We start from the raw sequence: 16286 nt of genomic DNA, 5'->3' as shown, positions 1-16286 counted from the left end.
GACTCTTACATAGATAGTTCATGGAATCCATAAAAATACGCGGTGCGCGCACGCATAATCTGAAAAATATCAACCTCGATCTGCCTCGTAACAAGCTGGTAGTCATCACCGGATTGTCCGGTTCCGGCAAATCCTCATTGGCGTTCGATACCCTTTACGCCGAAGGACAACGCCGTTACGTCGAATCGCTGTCGGCGTATGCCCGGCAGTTCCTGCAATTAATGGAAAAGCCGGATGTCGACCTGATCGAAGGATTGTCTCCAGCCATCGCCATCGAACAAAAAGCAACATCGCATAACCCGCGTTCGACGGTCGGCACCGTCACCGAAATCCACGATTATTTACGCTTGCTGTTTGCCCGTGTTGGCGATCCGTTTTGTCCCGAACACAACATCGTGTTGACGGCGCAAAGTGTTTCGCAAATGGTTGATCACGTCTTGCAGTTACCTGTGGATACCCGTTTGATGATTCTGTCGCCGCTCATCGTGGAACGCAAAGGGGAACAAGTTGAATTGTTTGACGAGTTGCGCGCGCAGGGTTTTGTGCGGTTGCGCATCGACGGTGAAGTGTATGAAATCGATGCGTTACCGAAATTGCAAAAGAACCAAAAACATACCGTCGAAGTTGTGGTCGATCGCCTGAAAGTTTCCGCCGATGCCAAGCAACGGCTGGCCGAGTCATTCGAGGTCGCATTGCGTCATTCGGACGGACGCGCTTTGGCGGTGGAAATGGATAGCGGCCAGGAACATTTATTTTCGGCTAAATTTAGCTGTCCGGTATGCAGCTACTCATTGGCCGAATTGGAACCCAGACTGTTCTCCTTCAACAATCCGCTGGGCGCTTGCAGCAAATGCGATGGGTTAGGACAGATCACTTTTTTCGATCCGGCGCGGGTCGTGGCATTTCCGCATTTATCGCTATCTGCTGGCGCCGTGCGGAATTGGGACCGGCGCAATCAATTTTATTTCCAGTTACTGACAAGCCTCGCGGCGCATTATCAGTTCGATCTGGAAACGCCTTTTGAGAAACTCGACGAACCGATCCGCAACATTATTTTGTATGGTTCCGGCAAAGAAAAAATACAATTTTCTTACTTAACGGAAAGCGGACGCAAACAGCAGGATGTTCATCCCTTCGAAGGCATTATTCCCAATCTGACCCGGCGCTACAAGGAAACTGAATCGCAGACGGTGCGTGAAGAACTGGCAAAATACCTGAACGCCCAAACTTGCCCGGAATGCCAGGGTACGCGCTTATGCCGCGCAGCGCGGCATGTACATGTCGCCGGACAGACAATTTACGAAATCAGCGCCCTGCCGTTAAGAAAAGCCCGGGAATTATTCGACCATCTCGAATTATCCGGCCATAAGCAATCCATTGCGGAACGCATCATCAAGGAAATCTCCAGCCGTTTGCAATTTCTCAATAATGTCGGGCTGGATTATTTATCGCTGGATCGCTCGGCAGACACACTCTCGGGCGGGGAATCCCAGCGTATCCGCCTGGCCAGCCAAATCGGCTCCGGTTTAACCGGTGTCATGTACGTTCTTGACGAACCTTCCATCGGCCTGCACCAACGCGACAATGGCCGTTTGCTCGATACCCTTAAGAATCTGCGTGACTTGAGTAACAGTGTCATCGTGGTTGAACATGACCAGGATGCCATTCAAATTGCGGATTATGTCGTCGACATGGGACCGGGGGCCGGCGAACACGGCGGCAACGTAGTTGCCCAAGGCACGCCGATCGAAATTCAGCAACAGACTGATTCATTAACCGGAAAGTACTTATCGGGCAAACTCGCGATTGATATACCGCCGCAACGGCACCCGCTCAACGCAGATCGAATATTGCGCATCGAAGGCGCAACCGGGAATAATTTAAAAGATGTCACGCTTAACTTACCGGTCGGATTGTTTGTGTGCGTAACCGGTGTTTCCGGGTCGGGTAAATCGACCTTAATCAATGAAACTCTGCACCGTGCAGTCGCCCGCCATCTCTACGGCAGTAATGACGAGCCTGCACCCCACCGGCATATTGACGGATTGGGATTTTTCGATAAAGTCATCAATATGGATCAAAGCCCCATCGGACGAACGCCGCGCTCCAATCCTGCGACGTATACCGGTTTGTTTACCCCCATCCGCGACTTATTTGCCGGGGTGCCACAAGCTCGTGAGCGTGGTTATGCACCAGGGCGATTTTCATTCAATGTCAAAGGCGGGCGCTGCGAAGCGTGTCAAGGCGATGGCGTGATCAAAGTTGAAATGCATTTCTTGCCCGATATCTATGTCACTTGCGATGTATGCCACGGCCACCGCTATAACCGTGAAACGCTCGAAATTCAATATAAGGGCAAAAATATCAGTGAAATTTTACAAATGACGGTAGAAAATGCATTGGAATTTTTCAAGCCGGTCCCGGTGGTAGCGCGCAAACTACAAACCTTGATGGATGTAGGTCTTGGTTATATTACGTTGGGCCAGTCCGCCACCACTCTTTCCGGAGGCGAAGCGCAACGTGTCAAACTATCGCTGGAGCTATCAAAACGTGATACCGGACGTACCTTGTATATCCTTGATGAACCAACCACCGGTTTGCATTTTCAGGATATCGATCTGTTGCTTAAGGTGTTACACCGATTGCGCGATCACGGTAATACGGTGGTTGTAATCGAACATAATCTGGATGTCATCAAAACCGCCGATTGGATTATCGATTTAGGACCGGAGGGTGGCGACGGCGGTGGTTGCATTGTTGCGGAAGGCACTCCGGAATCCATCGCAACGAATCCTGACAGCTTTACCGGCCATTACTTGCGCGCCATGCTGACAAAATGAATCCACGGGATTGTCTGCTGGAAAGCTTCTTTGTCGCTGTCAAGGCCGCTGACCCGGCTCATATCGTGCCGCAGTATCTGCCACAGCCACCTCGCGGACGAACATTCGTAGTCGGCGCCGGAAAGGCATCCGCCGCTATGGCAGCAGCCGTTGAAAGCGTCTGGCCAGCCGAAGCGCCAATTGATGGCATCGTGGTAACGCGCTACGGACACGGCCTCCCCACTCAAGCTATTCAGATCGTTGAAGCCGGGCATCCCATCCCTGATGAAAACGGCGAGCAGGCTGCGCGACAAATGCTTGCGGCTGTACAAGCATTAACAGCCGAGGATTTGCTGCTTTGCTTGTTCAGCGGCGGCGGTTCCAGTTTATTGCCGCTGCCGCTCAACAGCATTTCACTGCAAGATCTGCAAACCGTAACAAAGCAATTGTTGCAATGCGGCGCGACAATCCAAGAAATCAATATCGTCCGTAAGCATTTATCCGGAATTCAAGGCGGCAGACTTGCAGCCGCTTGTCAGGCTGCCATTCTTTCACTGATTATTTCCGATGTGACCGGCGATGACGCGATTCATATCGCTTCAGGTCCTTGTACTGCTGATCCCTCCACATTTTCTGACGCTCTCGCAGTACTTGATCGGTATCACTTGGATGCACCGCTCTCGATCACCCAGCTATTGCGCGCTGGTCAAGCGGGAAGCGTTGCAGAAACTCCCAAACCCGGCTCCCCTTTCTTCTCTCGCACTGCAAATACCATCATTGCAACTGCACACCAGTCATTGGTAGCCGCGGAAAATTATTTTCAGGCTTTGGGTTTCAATACCTTGATACTCGGTGATACCGTCACTGGCGAGGCTTCTGAAATTGCTAAAAGTTATGCCGCACTGATACGAGAAATCAAATCATATCCACGATTACTAAAAACGCCCATCGCTCTGCTTTCGGGAGGAGAAACTACGGTAACCGTCAAGGGTAATGGCCGAGGTGGCCGTAACGCTGAGTTCTTACTTTCGCTATTTGTTCAACTGGATGGAATGGATAATGTTTACGCTTTGGCATGCGATACCGATGGATTGGACGGCACGGAAAATAATGCTGGGGCAATTTTTTCACCGGATTCTTTCACTCGCGCAAAAGGGTTCGAATTAAATCCGGCCTCATTCCTATCGAATAATGACTCGTATACTTTCTTTCAGCGCTTGAACGATTTAGTCATGACCGGCCCGACACGCACCAACGTTAACGATTATCGTGTGATTCTCGTTCTTTAATCGAACATGCGGGTTCATGATTGGAAGCAATCGGAGTTTCCCCGTTCCGGTCTATTTGTATCGATGACAGTAACAAGCCTTGTTCAAACCACCGGTTTATTACATATTCGTAAAACTGCTGGTTTTTTGTGATTGAGATAGACGAAGCCAATTGTTTTCCGCGTTCGGTGAGCAATACATGCCCCAAATCCAGATAATTATCTTCGTCAGCCTGGAAACCGATTTTGGTTGGCTTGCCACAATAAAACAGGCGCGTATGCTTGCCAAATCCTTTCTTGACGAATCCTGCTTTTTCAAAAAGGATTAATCCGGCATTCGCTAATCTTTGCAATGATGCCGCAGTGACTCCTTGATTGGTATAAATCGAATGATTCAGATCAAATACCAACGGCAACCATTCACCCTGCACCCAAAGGAATTGGCTTAATGCCTCGAATGCAGATCGATCTTCCGAAGCTAATAATGCCGCTTGGCTGGATTGCTCATCATGATCAAGTATTTTTTCTTCTGTCTGCGAATCCCTCGGTTGAAACAGCCGTTCAATCGCCGACAGCAAGCTGCGGATTTTCATTTTCCGGTTATTTGTCAGATTTTCCTTCTGATTTTTCTGAATTTTTTGAATCACTCGATTCAGATCCAACGGCCGCTTTATCGCTTTGGTCTTCAGTTTCGCTCGTCTGTTCGGTTCCTTCCGGTTGTTCCGTTACTTTATCTTTCGTTTTGGAAGTATCTTTCACTTTTAATTTGCGGGATTTGATCTCGCGATTGATTTCTTCAAGAAACGCAAGATTGTCTTTGCGCTGTTTGTCGCTTTTATACCATGAGATACACGTGATGGTACCCATAATGATCAAAATGATACTCATCACATCGACGCCGTCCAGAATCATGAATGTCACGCCGGTTGAAATAGCAAACGCCCCCAGCAGTCCGGTAAACAACCACATTTTCGAACCAGATCCGGAGCTTTTACTTGCCTTATCCAGAGACTCCAGCTTATCGCGTGTTAAAATCAGTTCTTCATCTGTCCATTTTTTCATGCTCATAACATACCATCTCCATAAAAATACGCCTGCGAGCGAATAAGAATAAATTAAAATTCTGTGGCGGTGACGCACAAGCGCTCATTATAGTTTCTTTTGAAAACAAAAAAGGCACCTTGCGGTGCCTTTTTTATTAAGCAAAATTGCTTTTAGAAGTTGTGACGCATACCCAAAGACCAAGTATCGCTGTCTTGGAATTGCGCATTTTTGTCATTAACCATTGCACGTTGGTAACCGCCAAACAAACTTGAACGTTTACTCAGGTTATGAATTGCACCCACTGTGAAACTGCTTACTTCACGGCTTTGAGCAAGACCAACAACACCGTTTGCGTGGGTCATACCACCTTGAGCGACAAAACTGGTATTACCCCAGTCATACTTACCGCTAGCAAACCAGATATTACCGTCACCACCCATGTTCATAGCGGAATTACATTGCGCTCCACCACCAGCAACAAGACCACCACGTGAATCCGGCAGACCCGTTGCTGGGTTGCCTAATTGTGCTGCATTGGTACAGGTCGCTGCACCAACCGCATTGTTGATGTGCTCATATTGACCGCTTAAGGTAAATTGTTGGTAGTTCCATGAACCACCACCACGCCATACGTGTTCATTGTTCAACAAACCTTGTACTGTTTTTTGACGGGTACTGACGTTATCACGTGAATAACCGCCGAACACCGCAAAGTTATGACCTTGCCATTGTCTGTCATATTTACCCGCAACTTGGAAATCCCATTCACCATCTTCACCACCGGCATTCGATTGACTACCTTGGAAGCTACTGGTTGGAGCGATAAAATTTGCAGGATCCAATCTATTGGAATCGCCTGGCATTAACAAACCAGCAAAGCTAAAACCTTCAACTTTTGGTGAATCATAACGAACTGCGCTGTTTACAAAGCCTTGCGCGCCCGAACCATAGCCATTTGCAGATGACATCATGGTACCGCCGCTACCACCTGCTTGGAGCGTAGTATAAGCGAATGGATCAATGGTCATACCACCTGCAAAATCTTTGAATGGTGATTGAACACGTCCGAATTTCACTTCACCCCAGTTATCATTCGCTAATGCAACCCAGCGCTCACGTGCAACACCTAACGCGCCAGCGCCTGTATTAAAGCCATACTCAACATGCGCTTTAGCTTTAAAACCACCACCCAAACTTTCGGTTACATGCATACCCATTCTTGAGCGCCCTGTATCATCACCTATCAGAGCTTGGCTACTTTGGTTCTCACGGTTAACGGTTGCGTATTCAGCTTGAACACTACCAAATAGGGTTACATGAGTACCTTGAGCTGACGCTGCCATTGGAACTGCTAGTGCACCAGCTACTGCCAACGAAATTAGTTTTTTCTTCATACCGACGTTCTCCTTTAATGTTTAAAACGACTGGGGCCGTCCTATTTAACACTCACCACACTCCGCTGGAATGCACCCCGCTTGTTCGGACCTTCCATCTCGGAAGGTTTGGTCTGATTGTGCAATAACACATATACGTACTGCAAGAAAAATAAGAACTTTTTGTGAAATCCGCAACAATACTGTTGCACACACACAACAAATCTGTTGTTTTCCTGACTACGACATTCATTTCAACTTATTCTAATTCTCACTAAAACTCGAAATTCATATCAAATAATCATGCTATTTAGCATTTTTTAAACACAAGTTTCAGTTATTATTATTTCGTTCTTATCGCTTATTCGCATTTCAATTAATTGCAGGGCTTGATTATGTATAAAATTTTTACTATTTTTTTGCTCCTAATTAACCCTTTCCTGATTCAGTCTGCCCAAGCTGCAACCTGGATACTCCCGCCACCGGACATTGATATTTTCGGTCAAATACGAACCACCCAAGCAAGCCGGTCGGAAACATTGCTTGATATTGCACGCCAATATGATATTGGCCAGATTGAGATAATGCTTGCCAATCCGAATGTCGACCGATGGCTGCCGGAAGATGGTGCGACAGTCATTTTACCGAGCCGCTACATCATCCCCCAAGGCGAACGCAAAGGCCTGTTACTTAATTTACCGGAAATGCGCATCTATTACTTCCCTGAACCTAAAAAAGGGGAGAAGCCTGTAATCATTACTCATCCCGTTGGAATTGGAAGAATGGACTGGGTTACGCCATTGGGCATTTCAAAAATTGTTGAAAAAAAGAAAGATCCAACCTGGATACCTCCCAAATCTTTGCAGATGGATAGAATCGCGAATGGCGAGCAGCCCTATCCCAGTATCGTGCCGCCTGGACCGACCAATCCACTCGGTCGGCATGCCATGCGTTTGGGTATCAGTAGCGGCAGCTACCTGATTCATGGCACTATCAAGCCATTCGGCGTCGGTATGCGGGTTTCAGCAGGCTGCGTAAGAATGTATCCTGAAGATATTGAAGCACTCTTCGATAAAGTTCCTATCGGCACGCAAGTACAAGTTGTCAATCAACCAATCAAACTTGGATGGCAGCTTGACTCGCTTTTCGCTGAACTGCATCCGCCTTTAGAAGAAGATCAGGAGAAATACTCCAACTATCACGGTATTGTAGTTGCTGCCATCAATGATTTCCTCGCACGCAATAGCAACAAAAGAAATATCCCGGAGGATTTTGAAATTGATCAAGAAGCCCTAGAACAAGCGATCTTGGAAAAAAGCGGGATTCCTGTTTTAATTTCCCGCTCTCGCTCACAAAATCAGTTACACACGCAAAACGTAATTAGTAACTAATCTCAGTTAAAGTTAGTTTTTTTCTAGTTTTCTATCTATTCTAGATTCCCATAAAAAAACCCCTCAGATGAGGGGTTTTTTTATGCTAACTTTAAATATAAAGCTTATTTATGCATTGCTTTTTTGAACATCCGATCAATTTTTTCTGCTGTATCCATTGAACGTCTGTTGGCATCTTCTGCAATGCGAACTGCTTCGTTTGCTCTCGCATTCGCAGCATCTGCAGCTTGTCTTGCAGCAGCAGCGTCAGCTTTTACTGAAGCAATATCAGCATTCACTTTATTTTGCAATTCTTCAAGCTGTGCTGTTGTTGCACACCCTGTTAACCCAATAAAAGCTCCCGCAACTACTGCCAGCGTTAGCTTACGAACTGGATGCTGGATTTTTCCTTTCATTCCGATCTCCTCAGTTGTTTATTTTATTCAATACGCACAAACATCCACAACTTTGTTGTTACCGATAGTAAAATCGGCAACGCAGTGGAATCTTATCTGATTTCTTCCGCAAAATAAATGGATTCTGTGACAAATTTACCAATGGATTAGACATAAACACAACACAATAAAGAGCAAGTATCTAATAAATATAAAGATTTATATATTTTTTATGATTCAAGCAATTAACAACAAACAAATGAAACCAGCCAGTTTGATCGCTAACCAAATCACAATTAACGAATATTCACCATAATGCCTGGTTTTATCCATTTTCCAAGCTGGTCGATTTGCTCATTTGTCAGTGCTATGCAGCCATTGGTCCAGTTGTATTGATGGTGCACTTCCCGATCGCCTCTACCAATTCCATGGATGCCGATATAGCCGCCCAATGGTGTATTTTGCGGAGGCGTTTTACCTCTGATTTTTGCACGCCAAATCGATAGCCATGTATCCTCGTCAATCCTGTTTTCATCAAAAGCGCGTTTCGCAGTTTCTAGATTCGGATAGTTCAAGCCATAAAAACGGTAATAGCGGCTTTTCTCGTTCACCCAGCCGACTTTAAATTGTCCTAACGGAGTTTTGTCATCCAGCGTCATTTTTGACCGGGTGGTGCCGTATCGCCCAATCGCAACATTCTCGAACACTGCTTGAACAGTGTCCCCTTGCATTACCGACAAAGTATGTTCCGTAGTATCGACATCAATCCATATTCCAGTGTCTGCTTGAGCAAACTTACTGATTGCCATCAATCCGATCAAACCAATCAAAAAGACCATTAGGAAATGAATAAGATAATTTTGCTTGTCCACTTTTTTGACTAACGAGAATTAGGATAACTAATTATGTCATAATTTCTATATCCGCAAACTTCCATAAGACGCTTATGTGCCTTGCTATTCCCGCGTATATCGAGCAATTGACCGATGGAAATCGCGCAATTGTCAATATTAGTGGTATCCGCAAGGAAATTTCGTTGGAACTGGTCGATGATGTCGTCCCAGGAGATTATGTAGTCGTACATGTTGGATTTGCGCTACAGAAACTTGATCCGATTGAAGCACAGCACACCTTAGCGATTTTTGCTGAATTGTCAGCATTCAATAATAATGATGCGGCTCAATGATTCATTATGAAATACATCAGTGAATTTCGTGATGGCGCTCTTGCGAAAACGATCGCCGCCAATATCTTGCAGGAAGCCAATCCTCAGCGACACTACCATTTGATGGAATTTTGCGGTGGACATACCCATGCCATTTCACGGTACGGCATCGTGGATCTGCTGCCCAGTAACATTCAAATGATTCATGGCCCAGGGTGTCCGGTATGCATTTTACCGGCAGGCCGAATAGAAAATGCGATTCAACTGGCACAAACTCCCGAATTGATCCTTTGCACCTATGGAGATATGTTGCGGGTACCGACACCCAGTGGTATGAGTTTATTGAAAGCTAAGGCACAGGGAGCGGACATCCGAATGGTCTATTCTGTCGACGACGTGCTAGCCATAGCCCAAAACAATCCGCAGCACCAAGTCGTATTTTTGGCCATTGGCTTCGAAACCACCACACCCCCGACTGCGGTTGCAATCAAACAAGCACATGCACTCGATTTAAAAAATTTTAGCGTATTTTGCAATCATGTTCTTACACCATCCGCCATATCGCATATCTTGCAATCTCCCGAAGTCCGCGAGCTCGGGGTGGTCTCGCTGGATGGTTTTATCGGACCGGCGCACGTCTCTGTCGTGATTGGCAGCCAGCCATATCACTATTTTGCCGAAGAATTTCAGAAACCAGTGGTGGTTGCAGGTTTTGAACCACTGGACGTTATGCAAGCGATTTTGATGCTGATTCGCCAAATCAATTCTGGCCGCGCTGAGGTTGAAAATGAATTCACTCGGGCCGTCACACCTACGGGAAATATTAAGGCGCAAATGCTGGTATCCGATGTTTTCGAACTACGTCGCGCTTTTGAATGGCGCGGTCTTGGATTGGTGCCTTACAGCGCATTAAAAATCAAATCGCGCTATGCCAGCTTCGATGCCGAGCAACGTTTCCCAATTCCGGCATTATCGATCCCCGATAACAAAGCTTGCGAATGCGGCGCCATTTTGCGCGGTGTCAAACGTCCACAGGATTGCAAAATTTTTGGTACGGTTTGCACCCCGGAAAATCCAATCGGCTCCTGCATGGTATCGTCGGAAGGCGCATGCGCCGCGTACTACAGCTATGGACGCTTCCGCGAAAAAAGTCGCAATCTGCCACAGGAAAAAAACCATGCCCAGCCGCAATAACATCAAACCCGGCTACACGCGAAAACTCGACTTCAAACAAGGTTGTGTCGAAATGGCGCACGGCAGCGGCGGCCGGGCAATGACACAGCTGATTCAACAATTATTTCTTCGCGCATTTGATAACGAATATTTACACCCCCTGAACGATCATGCGTGTTTTCCGGGTTTTAACGGTCGCATGGTGATGTCCACGGACTCTCATGTTGTGACACCGCTTTTTTTCCCAGGCGGTAACATCGGCAGCCTGGCCGTCAATGGAACCATCAACGATATCGCGATGGCCGGCGCCAAACCATGCTATCTCGCCGCCAGTTTCATTCTGGAAGAAGGTTTACCCTTGGCCGATCTGCAGCGCATCGTCAATTCCATGGCGGAAACGGCGCATTCAGCAGGCGTACCGATTGTAACCGGGGATACCAAAGTCGTAGAAAAAGGAAGCGGTGACGGGATTTTCATCACGACTACCGGCATCGGAATCGTACCGGCAGGGATTGACATTTCAGGAGAGAATGCCCGCCCCGGCGACAAAATTATCGTATCCGGCACATTGGGCGATCATGGAATTGCAGTGATGGCATGCCGTGAAAACTTATCGTTCAATACCAGTATCGAATCGGATACAGCCGCCTTGCATGATCTGGTTGCTATCATGATTGCCGCTGCCCCCGCCATCCGGGTACTACGCGACCCGACCCGAGGCGGTTTGGCTTCAACTCTGAATGAAATCGCTCAACAATCGTCGGTGGGAATGTTGCTGTATGAAAATACCCTGCCTATCCGTGAACAAGTCCAGGCAGCTTGTGAATTTCTGGGATTCGACCCGCTGTATATCGCCAACGAGGGCAAACTGATAGCAATCTGCCCCGCGGAAGATGCCGGAAACTTGTTACGCGCGATGAAAGATCATCCGCTCGGCCAAGATGCCGCAATGATCGGTGAAGTGATCAATGACACCCATTGTTTTGTGCAAATGCAGACTCAAATGGGTGGCAATCGGGTGATTGATTGGTTGAGTGGCGAGCAACTGCCCCGCATCTGTTAGTCAGCAGTGTTGAAAATTTTAATCCTGACGCACAGTTTTAACTGCCTGACACAGCGGCTTTTCGTCGAATTGCAGCGCCGTGGATACGAACTATCAGTCGAGTTCGATATCAACGATGCCGTTACTTGCGAAGCTGTCGAGCTGTTCCATCCCGATTTGATCCTTGCACCCTTCCTTAAACGCCGCATCCCGAAAAACATCTGGCGCACCCGCACTTGCTTTATCGTGCATCCAGGAATTGTCGGTGACCGAGGCCCCTCCGCACTCGACTGGGCAATTATGAAAGGTGTGCCGGAATGGGGTGTCACCGTCTTACAGGCCAACGCGGAAATGGACGCCGGCGATATCTGGGCCAGTGAAACCTTTCCCATGCGATTAGCCCCAAAAAGCAGCATATACCGGCACGAAGTCGTTGAAGCGGCAACGCGCGCCGTCTTAACAGCAATTAAACGTTTCGAATCGCAAATTTACCGGCCGATCCCGCTGGATTACACGCGTCCGGATGTACATGGCAATTTACATGCCCCCATGCGGCAAATCGACCGTTGCATCAACTGGCAACAAGACAACACGCTCGACATTCTGAAAAAAATTCATGCTGCCGATGGATCTCCCGGTGTCCTCGATTCTTTGTCCGGAGAGCTCTATTATCTTTACGATGCGCATCCTGAAAAGAAACTTAGCGGCAAACCCGGAACCGTCATTGCCAAACGTGACTCCGCCATTTGCCGCGCAACGATGGATGGCGCAATCTGGATCGGTCATGTCAAACCGCGGAAGGATCACGAATCGACGTTTAAACTGGCCGCTACCAGCGCACTGAAGCACCAGCTAAACGACGTTCCGGAAATCTCCCTTGATCCCATTACAGGCGCAGCTGATGATACTTATCAGGAAATTTGGTTTGAAAAAAAACATGAAGTCGGTTATCTGCATTTCGCATTCTACAACGGCGCCATGGACTCCAAACAATGCGAACGATTGCGCAATGCTTATCTCAAGGCAGTGTCGAGCGACATCCGTGTATTGGTGCTGATGGGTGGTCCGGATTTCTGGAGCAACGGCATACACTTGAATCACATCGAGTATGCCGACAGTCCTGCGGATGAATCCTGGCGCAATATCAACGCTATGAATGATTTAGTGCATGCCATCATGACTACCGACCGGCAGCTCACAATTGCCGCTTTACAAGGCAATGCCGGCGCAGGCGGCGTGTTTTTATCGCTTGCTGCTGACTATATCTATGCCAACGCCAGCGTTATTTTGAATCCGCATTATAAAAGCATGGGAAACTTGTATGGCTCAGAATATTGGACTTATTTATTGCCACGGAGGGTGGGAAGCACTCATGCTCAAACGCTGACACAAAACCGGCTACCAATCAGCGCTGCGGAGGCGCGAGACATGGGGTTGATCGATGATTGCTTTTCCTTGAATCCCAACGACTTCACCAAAAAAATCGCAATGATCGCTGAAACGCTCGCTGCCAGTCAGGAATTCTCTTCCTGCTTGCAGCAGAAGATTCAACGCCGCCAGCAAGAAGAACATCAAAAACCGTTGCAAAGCTACCGCGATGAAGAACTTCAAAGGATGCAACTTAACTTCTATGGCTTTGATCCGAGTTACCATGTAGCGCGTTACCACTTCGTGCACAAAATTCCTTACGGCTGGACACCCCGCTATCTTGCACGGCATCGCCGCCGTTAACAGCATCCAGCACCTGCGATTTCAACCGTGCCATCAAACCGGCACGCCCGGAACGCTTCATCGCTGATCGGCAACAGCCGCAGGTCTGACAGACTCCACCATATCGGGATCAAATTCCGGCGGCTTTTCTGCGGGAGGAATCACGCCAGGGCATTGCTTGATAGCCGCCCATTGCTGAATCGCGTCGTATTCGCTTTTCAATTGAAGATACTCCGCTTCTTGCTCTTTAGTGCCGCCCAGCGCAAACAACGCTGCCCACGACAGTGACAAGTCCGCTCCCAAAATCCATTTGTCTTTGGCAGGCGCGGCATCCGCCGGTTTGCCAATTAATTCGCTTACTCTGCTTTGAATACGTTCGGTTTCCTTCAACAACTCTTCGCAACTGTAAGTTTGGAACTGAGATGGCGAAACAAAGGATGCAGAACTATTTTCCGGTGCAGTCACACAACCCGGCAGCGACATTAGAATTGGGATCACAAACACTAACAAAGTAACGGGTTTATACATAGCTTCCACTTCCTTTTTAGTTTGATTCAAATCGTTATCAGGTTCCATCAACTCGTCGTTGAAGCACATTGCCGAAGGAGCCACTGCAACGAAAAACAAGAAAAAACCGCAGCGTATCGAAAATAAACAAAATTTTGAGCTTCACTGACACACCGCAGTGGCAACGCCAAATAGTTTTTCACTAACCTATTAAAGCTGATAATGCAACGGGATAGCCTCATGCCATCTTCCCCTTCGAAAGCGACCAGGCACGAACAAGCCATCACAACATTGTACTCTCAGAAGCAGCCCAAAAGAAGTTAGCTATCAGCAAGAAATAAAAAAACCACTGAGTATTTCCCTCAGTGGTTTTCTGGTAGATACGAACTGGATTAAACTGCGCGACGCCGTAAAGAAAAGCCGATTAAACCAAAACCAGCCAACAACATCGCATACATTTCAGGTTCCGGAACTGGAGTCACTGAAGAAGACAGTAAATAACTGCCGCCCAATAAACCGTCGATACTACCCGTTACTTGATAATAATAATCCCCGGGATTAATGGTAAAAGTCTGATTGACCGATGATGAATCAAAAGCCAGTGATGTAACCAAACTATCACCGGGATCCGATCCGCCATAATCAGCATCGCCATCACTTGACCACAACTGCACCAAACCACCTGTGATATCGAATACAGGCGGCGCATCGTTGGAAACACTGGACCATAGTCCGTTAACCGCTGTTGCCACACTGAATGTATAGATATGATCGATCGGCGTGGCTCCTGAGGTGATCAACGCGAAAAAGCCCATTTCCGCAGGATCATGATCTCCCCAATTCCCCATTACAACCGGTGCTGCATTTGCGGCACTACCTGCCATTAAAGCTAATGCAATAGCCGTTGTTTTTAGTTTAAAACCGCATTTCAACATTTTAGAACCTCCAAAGATATATAAAATGTTGCTTAAAGCGTTTATTAGTATTCTTGAATAAGCAAACAGATTTCGAACAACGTAGAATGAAAAAACAATGACAATCTGACGAGCCCATTTGAAATGATATATATAATTACGTTTCATGTAAAACGTTTTCTTGCCACCAGAAGAATTTTTCCCGCAAAATCTCCCTTTCGCGCTAAAGTATATGAAAATTTATAACCTTTTAATTCTTTAATAAAAAAATGACAACAACCAATGCAGCAACCATGGTTGACTCCCCAGCAGAGTCTGCCGAGCCGATCAAAACGATTCAACTTAACGAGTGCAAAATCACCTTGCTAGGCACCGCGCATGTTTCGAAAGCCAGCGCCGACAAAGTGCAAGAACTGATCGCCACCGGACAATACGATGCGGTCGCAGTCGAACTATGCCCCAGCCGTCACAGAGCCATCGTCAATCCGGACGCCATGGCCAAAATGGATTTATTCCAGGTTATCAAAAAAGGCCAGGCCAGCATGGTTGCGGCCAGTCTCGCACTGGGCGCATTCCAGCAACGTATGGCGGAACAGTTCGGTATCGAACCCGGCGCGGAAATGCGTGTAGCGATCAAAGACGCGCAAACAGCGCATTTGCCGGTACTGCTGATTGATCGTGAAATTGGCACCACCATGAAACGGATATACCATAATGTTCCTTGGTGGAGACGCATGAATTTGTTTGCAGGACTAATCGCCAGCGTCATCAGCAAGGAAAAATTCAGCGAAGCGGAAATTGAAAAACTGAAAGAAGGCGATGTATTGGAAAGCTCTTTCTCGCAATTCGCTGAGAACGAAAAAGATTTATTTCAACCCCTGATCAGTGAACGCGATGAGTACATGTCCGCGCGCCTCATCAAAGAATGCCGGGAAAACAACTATCAGCATATATTAGCTGTGGTGGGCGCCGGACATTTAAACGGCATGGCACGGCAGCTTGAAACGAATGCTATCGCCAACCCAAATGAAAGAATCGCACAACTTGACGTTATCCCGCCAGCATCGCGCTGGTTCAAGATGATTCCATGGCTGATCGTCGCGTTGATTCTGACTGGATTCGTCATTGGTTTCATGCGCAGCCCTGAATTGGGAACATCGATGGTTCTTGATTGGGTTTTAATTAACGGCGGGCTCTCCGCAATCGGCGCAGCCATCGCTTTCGCGCACCCATTATCCATTCTGACCGCTTTTCTGGCAGCACCGCTCACATCCCTTAATCCAACGATCGGCGCCGGCATGGTCGTAGCCGCTGTTGAAACCTACCTCCGAAAACCGCAAGTTGGTGACTTTAACCGGCTCCGTTCGGACACAACCACTCTGAAGGGTTGGTGGAACAATCAGGTAACCCGCATTCTGCTGATTTTTATTCTATCCACGCTCGGTTCCGCAATTGGCACTTATGTCGCCGGATTTAGAATATTTGAGCAACTCAGCACAGGTTAGCC

General features: G+C 47.5%; 15 protein-coding genes. 8 read left to right on the top strand and 7 right to left on the bottom strand.

Features of this window, described 5'->3' with window-relative positions:
* Positions 1 to 20: 20 nt before the first annotated feature.
* The gene (uvrA, locus tag ACV7NC_RS00410) at positions 21 to 2840 is read left to right on the top strand and encodes an excinuclease ABC subunit UvrA (protein WP_458153435.1); all 2820 of its coding nucleotides are present in this window, start codon (positions 21 to 23) and stop codon (positions 2838 to 2840) included.
* Entirely contained in the window at positions 2837 to 4108 is a 1272-nt protein-coding gene (locus tag ACV7NC_RS00405) for a glycerate kinase type-2 family protein (protein ID WP_458153434.1), read from the top strand. Before uvrA ends, ACV7NC_RS00405 begins: the two co-directional genes overlap by 4 nt.
* Here ACV7NC_RS00405 and ACV7NC_RS00400 read toward each other — a convergent pair.
* The 3 genes from ACV7NC_RS00400 to ACV7NC_RS00390 form a co-directional block, all read right to left on the bottom strand.
* The gene (locus ACV7NC_RS00400; protein ID WP_458153433.1) at positions 4077 to 4733 is read right to left on the bottom strand and encodes a hypothetical protein; all 657 of its coding nucleotides are present in this window, start codon (positions 4731 to 4733) and stop codon (positions 4077 to 4079) included. The genes ACV7NC_RS00405 and ACV7NC_RS00400 overlap by 32 nt on opposite strands.
* On the bottom strand, positions 4687 to 5154 hold the full coding sequence (locus ACV7NC_RS00395) for a hypothetical protein (RefSeq protein ID WP_458153432.1): 468 nt from the start codon (positions 5152 to 5154) through the stop codon (positions 4687 to 4689). The genes ACV7NC_RS00400 and ACV7NC_RS00395 overlap by 47 nt, the downstream gene beginning before the upstream one ends.
* A gap of 146 nt (positions 5155 to 5300) precedes the next feature.
* Positions 5301 to 6524, bottom strand: a complete 1224-nt coding sequence (locus ACV7NC_RS00390; protein WP_458153431.1) for a porin — start codon at positions 6522 to 6524, stop codon at positions 5301 to 5303.
* A gap of 518 nt (positions 6525 to 7042) precedes the next feature.
* Between ACV7NC_RS00390 and ACV7NC_RS00385 the strand changes: the two genes are divergently transcribed.
* Entirely contained in the window at positions 7043 to 7894 is an 852-nt protein-coding gene (locus ACV7NC_RS00385; RefSeq protein WP_458153430.1) for a L,D-transpeptidase family protein, read from the top strand.
* 104 nt (positions 7895 to 7998) lie between these two features.
* Here ACV7NC_RS00385 and ACV7NC_RS00380 read toward each other — a convergent pair whose 3' ends face one another.
* Both ACV7NC_RS00380 and ACV7NC_RS00375 read right to left on the bottom strand, forming a co-directional pair.
* Positions 7999 to 8289 (bottom strand): Lpp/OprI family alanine-zipper lipoprotein, encoded by a 291-nt coding sequence (locus ACV7NC_RS00380; protein ID WP_458153429.1) that lies wholly within the window; start codon positions 8287 to 8289, stop codon positions 7999 to 8001.
* Positions 8290 to 8564: 275 nt separating this feature from the next.
* Positions 8565 to 9107, bottom strand: a complete 543-nt coding sequence (locus ACV7NC_RS00375; RefSeq protein WP_458153428.1) for a L,D-transpeptidase family protein — start codon at positions 9105 to 9107, stop codon at positions 8565 to 8567.
* A gap of 107 nt (positions 9108 to 9214) precedes the next feature.
* Here ACV7NC_RS00375 and ACV7NC_RS00370 point away from each other — a divergent pair, with 107 nt between their 5' ends.
* From ACV7NC_RS00370 to ACV7NC_RS00355, 4 genes are read left to right on the top strand one after another with little or no spacing between them, the layout of a single operon-like run.
* Positions 9215 to 9454, top strand: a complete 240-nt coding sequence (locus ACV7NC_RS00370; RefSeq protein WP_458153426.1) for a HypC/HybG/HupF family hydrogenase formation chaperone — start codon at positions 9215 to 9217, stop codon at positions 9452 to 9454.
* A gap of 6 nt (positions 9455 to 9460) precedes the next feature.
* A complete protein-coding gene (gene hypD / locus ACV7NC_RS00365; RefSeq protein WP_458153425.1) occupies positions 9461 to 10627 on the top strand; it encodes a hydrogenase formation protein HypD in 1167 nt (388 codons plus the stop codon).
* Positions 10611 to 11669, top strand: coding sequence for a hydrogenase expression/formation protein HypE (gene hypE / locus ACV7NC_RS00360; protein ID WP_458153424.1), 1059 nt, complete (start codon positions 10611 to 10613; stop codon positions 11667 to 11669). The genes hypD and hypE overlap by 17 nt, the downstream gene beginning before the upstream one ends.
* A gap of 6 nt (positions 11670 to 11675) precedes the next feature.
* A complete protein-coding gene (locus ACV7NC_RS00355) occupies positions 11676 to 13379 on the top strand; it encodes a hydrogenase maturation protein (RefSeq protein WP_458153423.1) in 1704 nt (567 codons plus the stop codon).
* 57 nt (positions 13380 to 13436) lie between these two features.
* On the opposite strand, the gene ACV7NC_RS00350 is transcribed toward ACV7NC_RS00355, so the two are convergent.
* Together ACV7NC_RS00350 and ACV7NC_RS00345 are read right to left on the bottom strand one after the other, a co-directional pair.
* Positions 13437 to 13886 carry a hypothetical protein gene (locus ACV7NC_RS00350; RefSeq protein WP_458153422.1) on the bottom strand — a complete coding sequence of 150 codons (450 nt, stop codon included), beginning with the start codon at positions 13884 to 13886 and terminating at the stop codon, positions 13437 to 13439.
* Positions 13887 to 14257: 371 nt separating this feature from the next.
* Entirely contained in the window at positions 14258 to 14947 is a 690-nt protein-coding gene (locus ACV7NC_RS00345; RefSeq protein ID WP_458153421.1) for an FxDxF family PEP-CTERM protein, read from the bottom strand.
* A gap of 101 nt (positions 14948 to 15048) precedes the next feature.
* Between ACV7NC_RS00345 and ACV7NC_RS00340 the strand changes: the two genes are divergently transcribed.
* Positions 15049 to 16284, top strand: coding sequence for a TraB/GumN family protein (locus ACV7NC_RS00340; RefSeq protein WP_458153420.1), 1236 nt, complete (start codon positions 15049 to 15051; stop codon positions 16282 to 16284).
* Positions 16285 to 16286: the final 2 nt, after the last annotated feature.

The organism is Nitrosomonas limosa (genome assembly GCF_054188085.1).
The sequence above is the reverse complement of the archived record's forward strand: the minus strand, read 5'-3'. Positions and strand labels throughout refer to the sequence as shown.

Excerpts from the sequence above, each read along its gene's own strand:
- ACV7NC_RS00345 (WP_458153421.1), bottom strand. The coding sequence starts at position 14,947 with ATGAAACGTAATTATATATATCATTTCAAATGGGCTCGTCAGATTGTC.
- ACV7NC_RS00380 (WP_458153429.1), bottom strand. The coding sequence starts at position 8,289 with ATGAAAGGAAAAATCCAGCATCCAGTTCGTAAGCTAACGCTGGCAGTA.
- ACV7NC_RS00350 (WP_458153422.1), bottom strand. The coding sequence starts at position 13,886 with ATGTATAAACCCGTTACTTTGTTAGTGTTTGTGATCCCAATTCTAATG.
- ACV7NC_RS00390 (WP_458153431.1), bottom strand. The coding sequence starts at position 6,524 with ATGAAGAAAAAACTAATTTCGTTGGCAGTAGCTGGTGCACTAGCAGTT.
- ACV7NC_RS00395 (WP_458153432.1), bottom strand. The coding sequence starts at position 5,154 with ATGAGCATGAAAAAATGGACAGATGAAGAACTGATTTTAACACGCGAT.
- hypE (WP_458153424.1), top strand. The coding sequence starts at position 10,611 with ATGCCCAGCCGCAATAACATCAAACCCGGCTACACGCGAAAACTCGAC.
- ACV7NC_RS00405 (WP_458153434.1), top strand. The coding sequence starts at position 2,837 with ATGAATCCACGGGATTGTCTGCTGGAAAGCTTCTTTGTCGCTGTCAAG.
- uvrA (WP_458153435.1), top strand. The coding sequence starts at position 21 with ATGGAATCCATAAAAATACGCGGTGCGCGCACGCATAATCTGAAAAAT.
- hypD (WP_458153425.1), top strand. The coding sequence starts at position 9,461 with ATGAAATACATCAGTGAATTTCGTGATGGCGCTCTTGCGAAAACGATC.
- ACV7NC_RS00370 (WP_458153426.1), top strand. The coding sequence starts at position 9,215 with ATGTGCCTTGCTATTCCCGCGTATATCGAGCAATTGACCGATGGAAAT.
- ACV7NC_RS00375 (WP_458153428.1), bottom strand. The coding sequence starts at position 9,107 with ATGGTCTTTTTGATTGGTTTGATCGGATTGATGGCAATCAGTAAGTTT.
- ACV7NC_RS00340 (WP_458153420.1), top strand. The coding sequence starts at position 15,049 with ATGACAACAACCAATGCAGCAACCATGGTTGACTCCCCAGCAGAGTCT.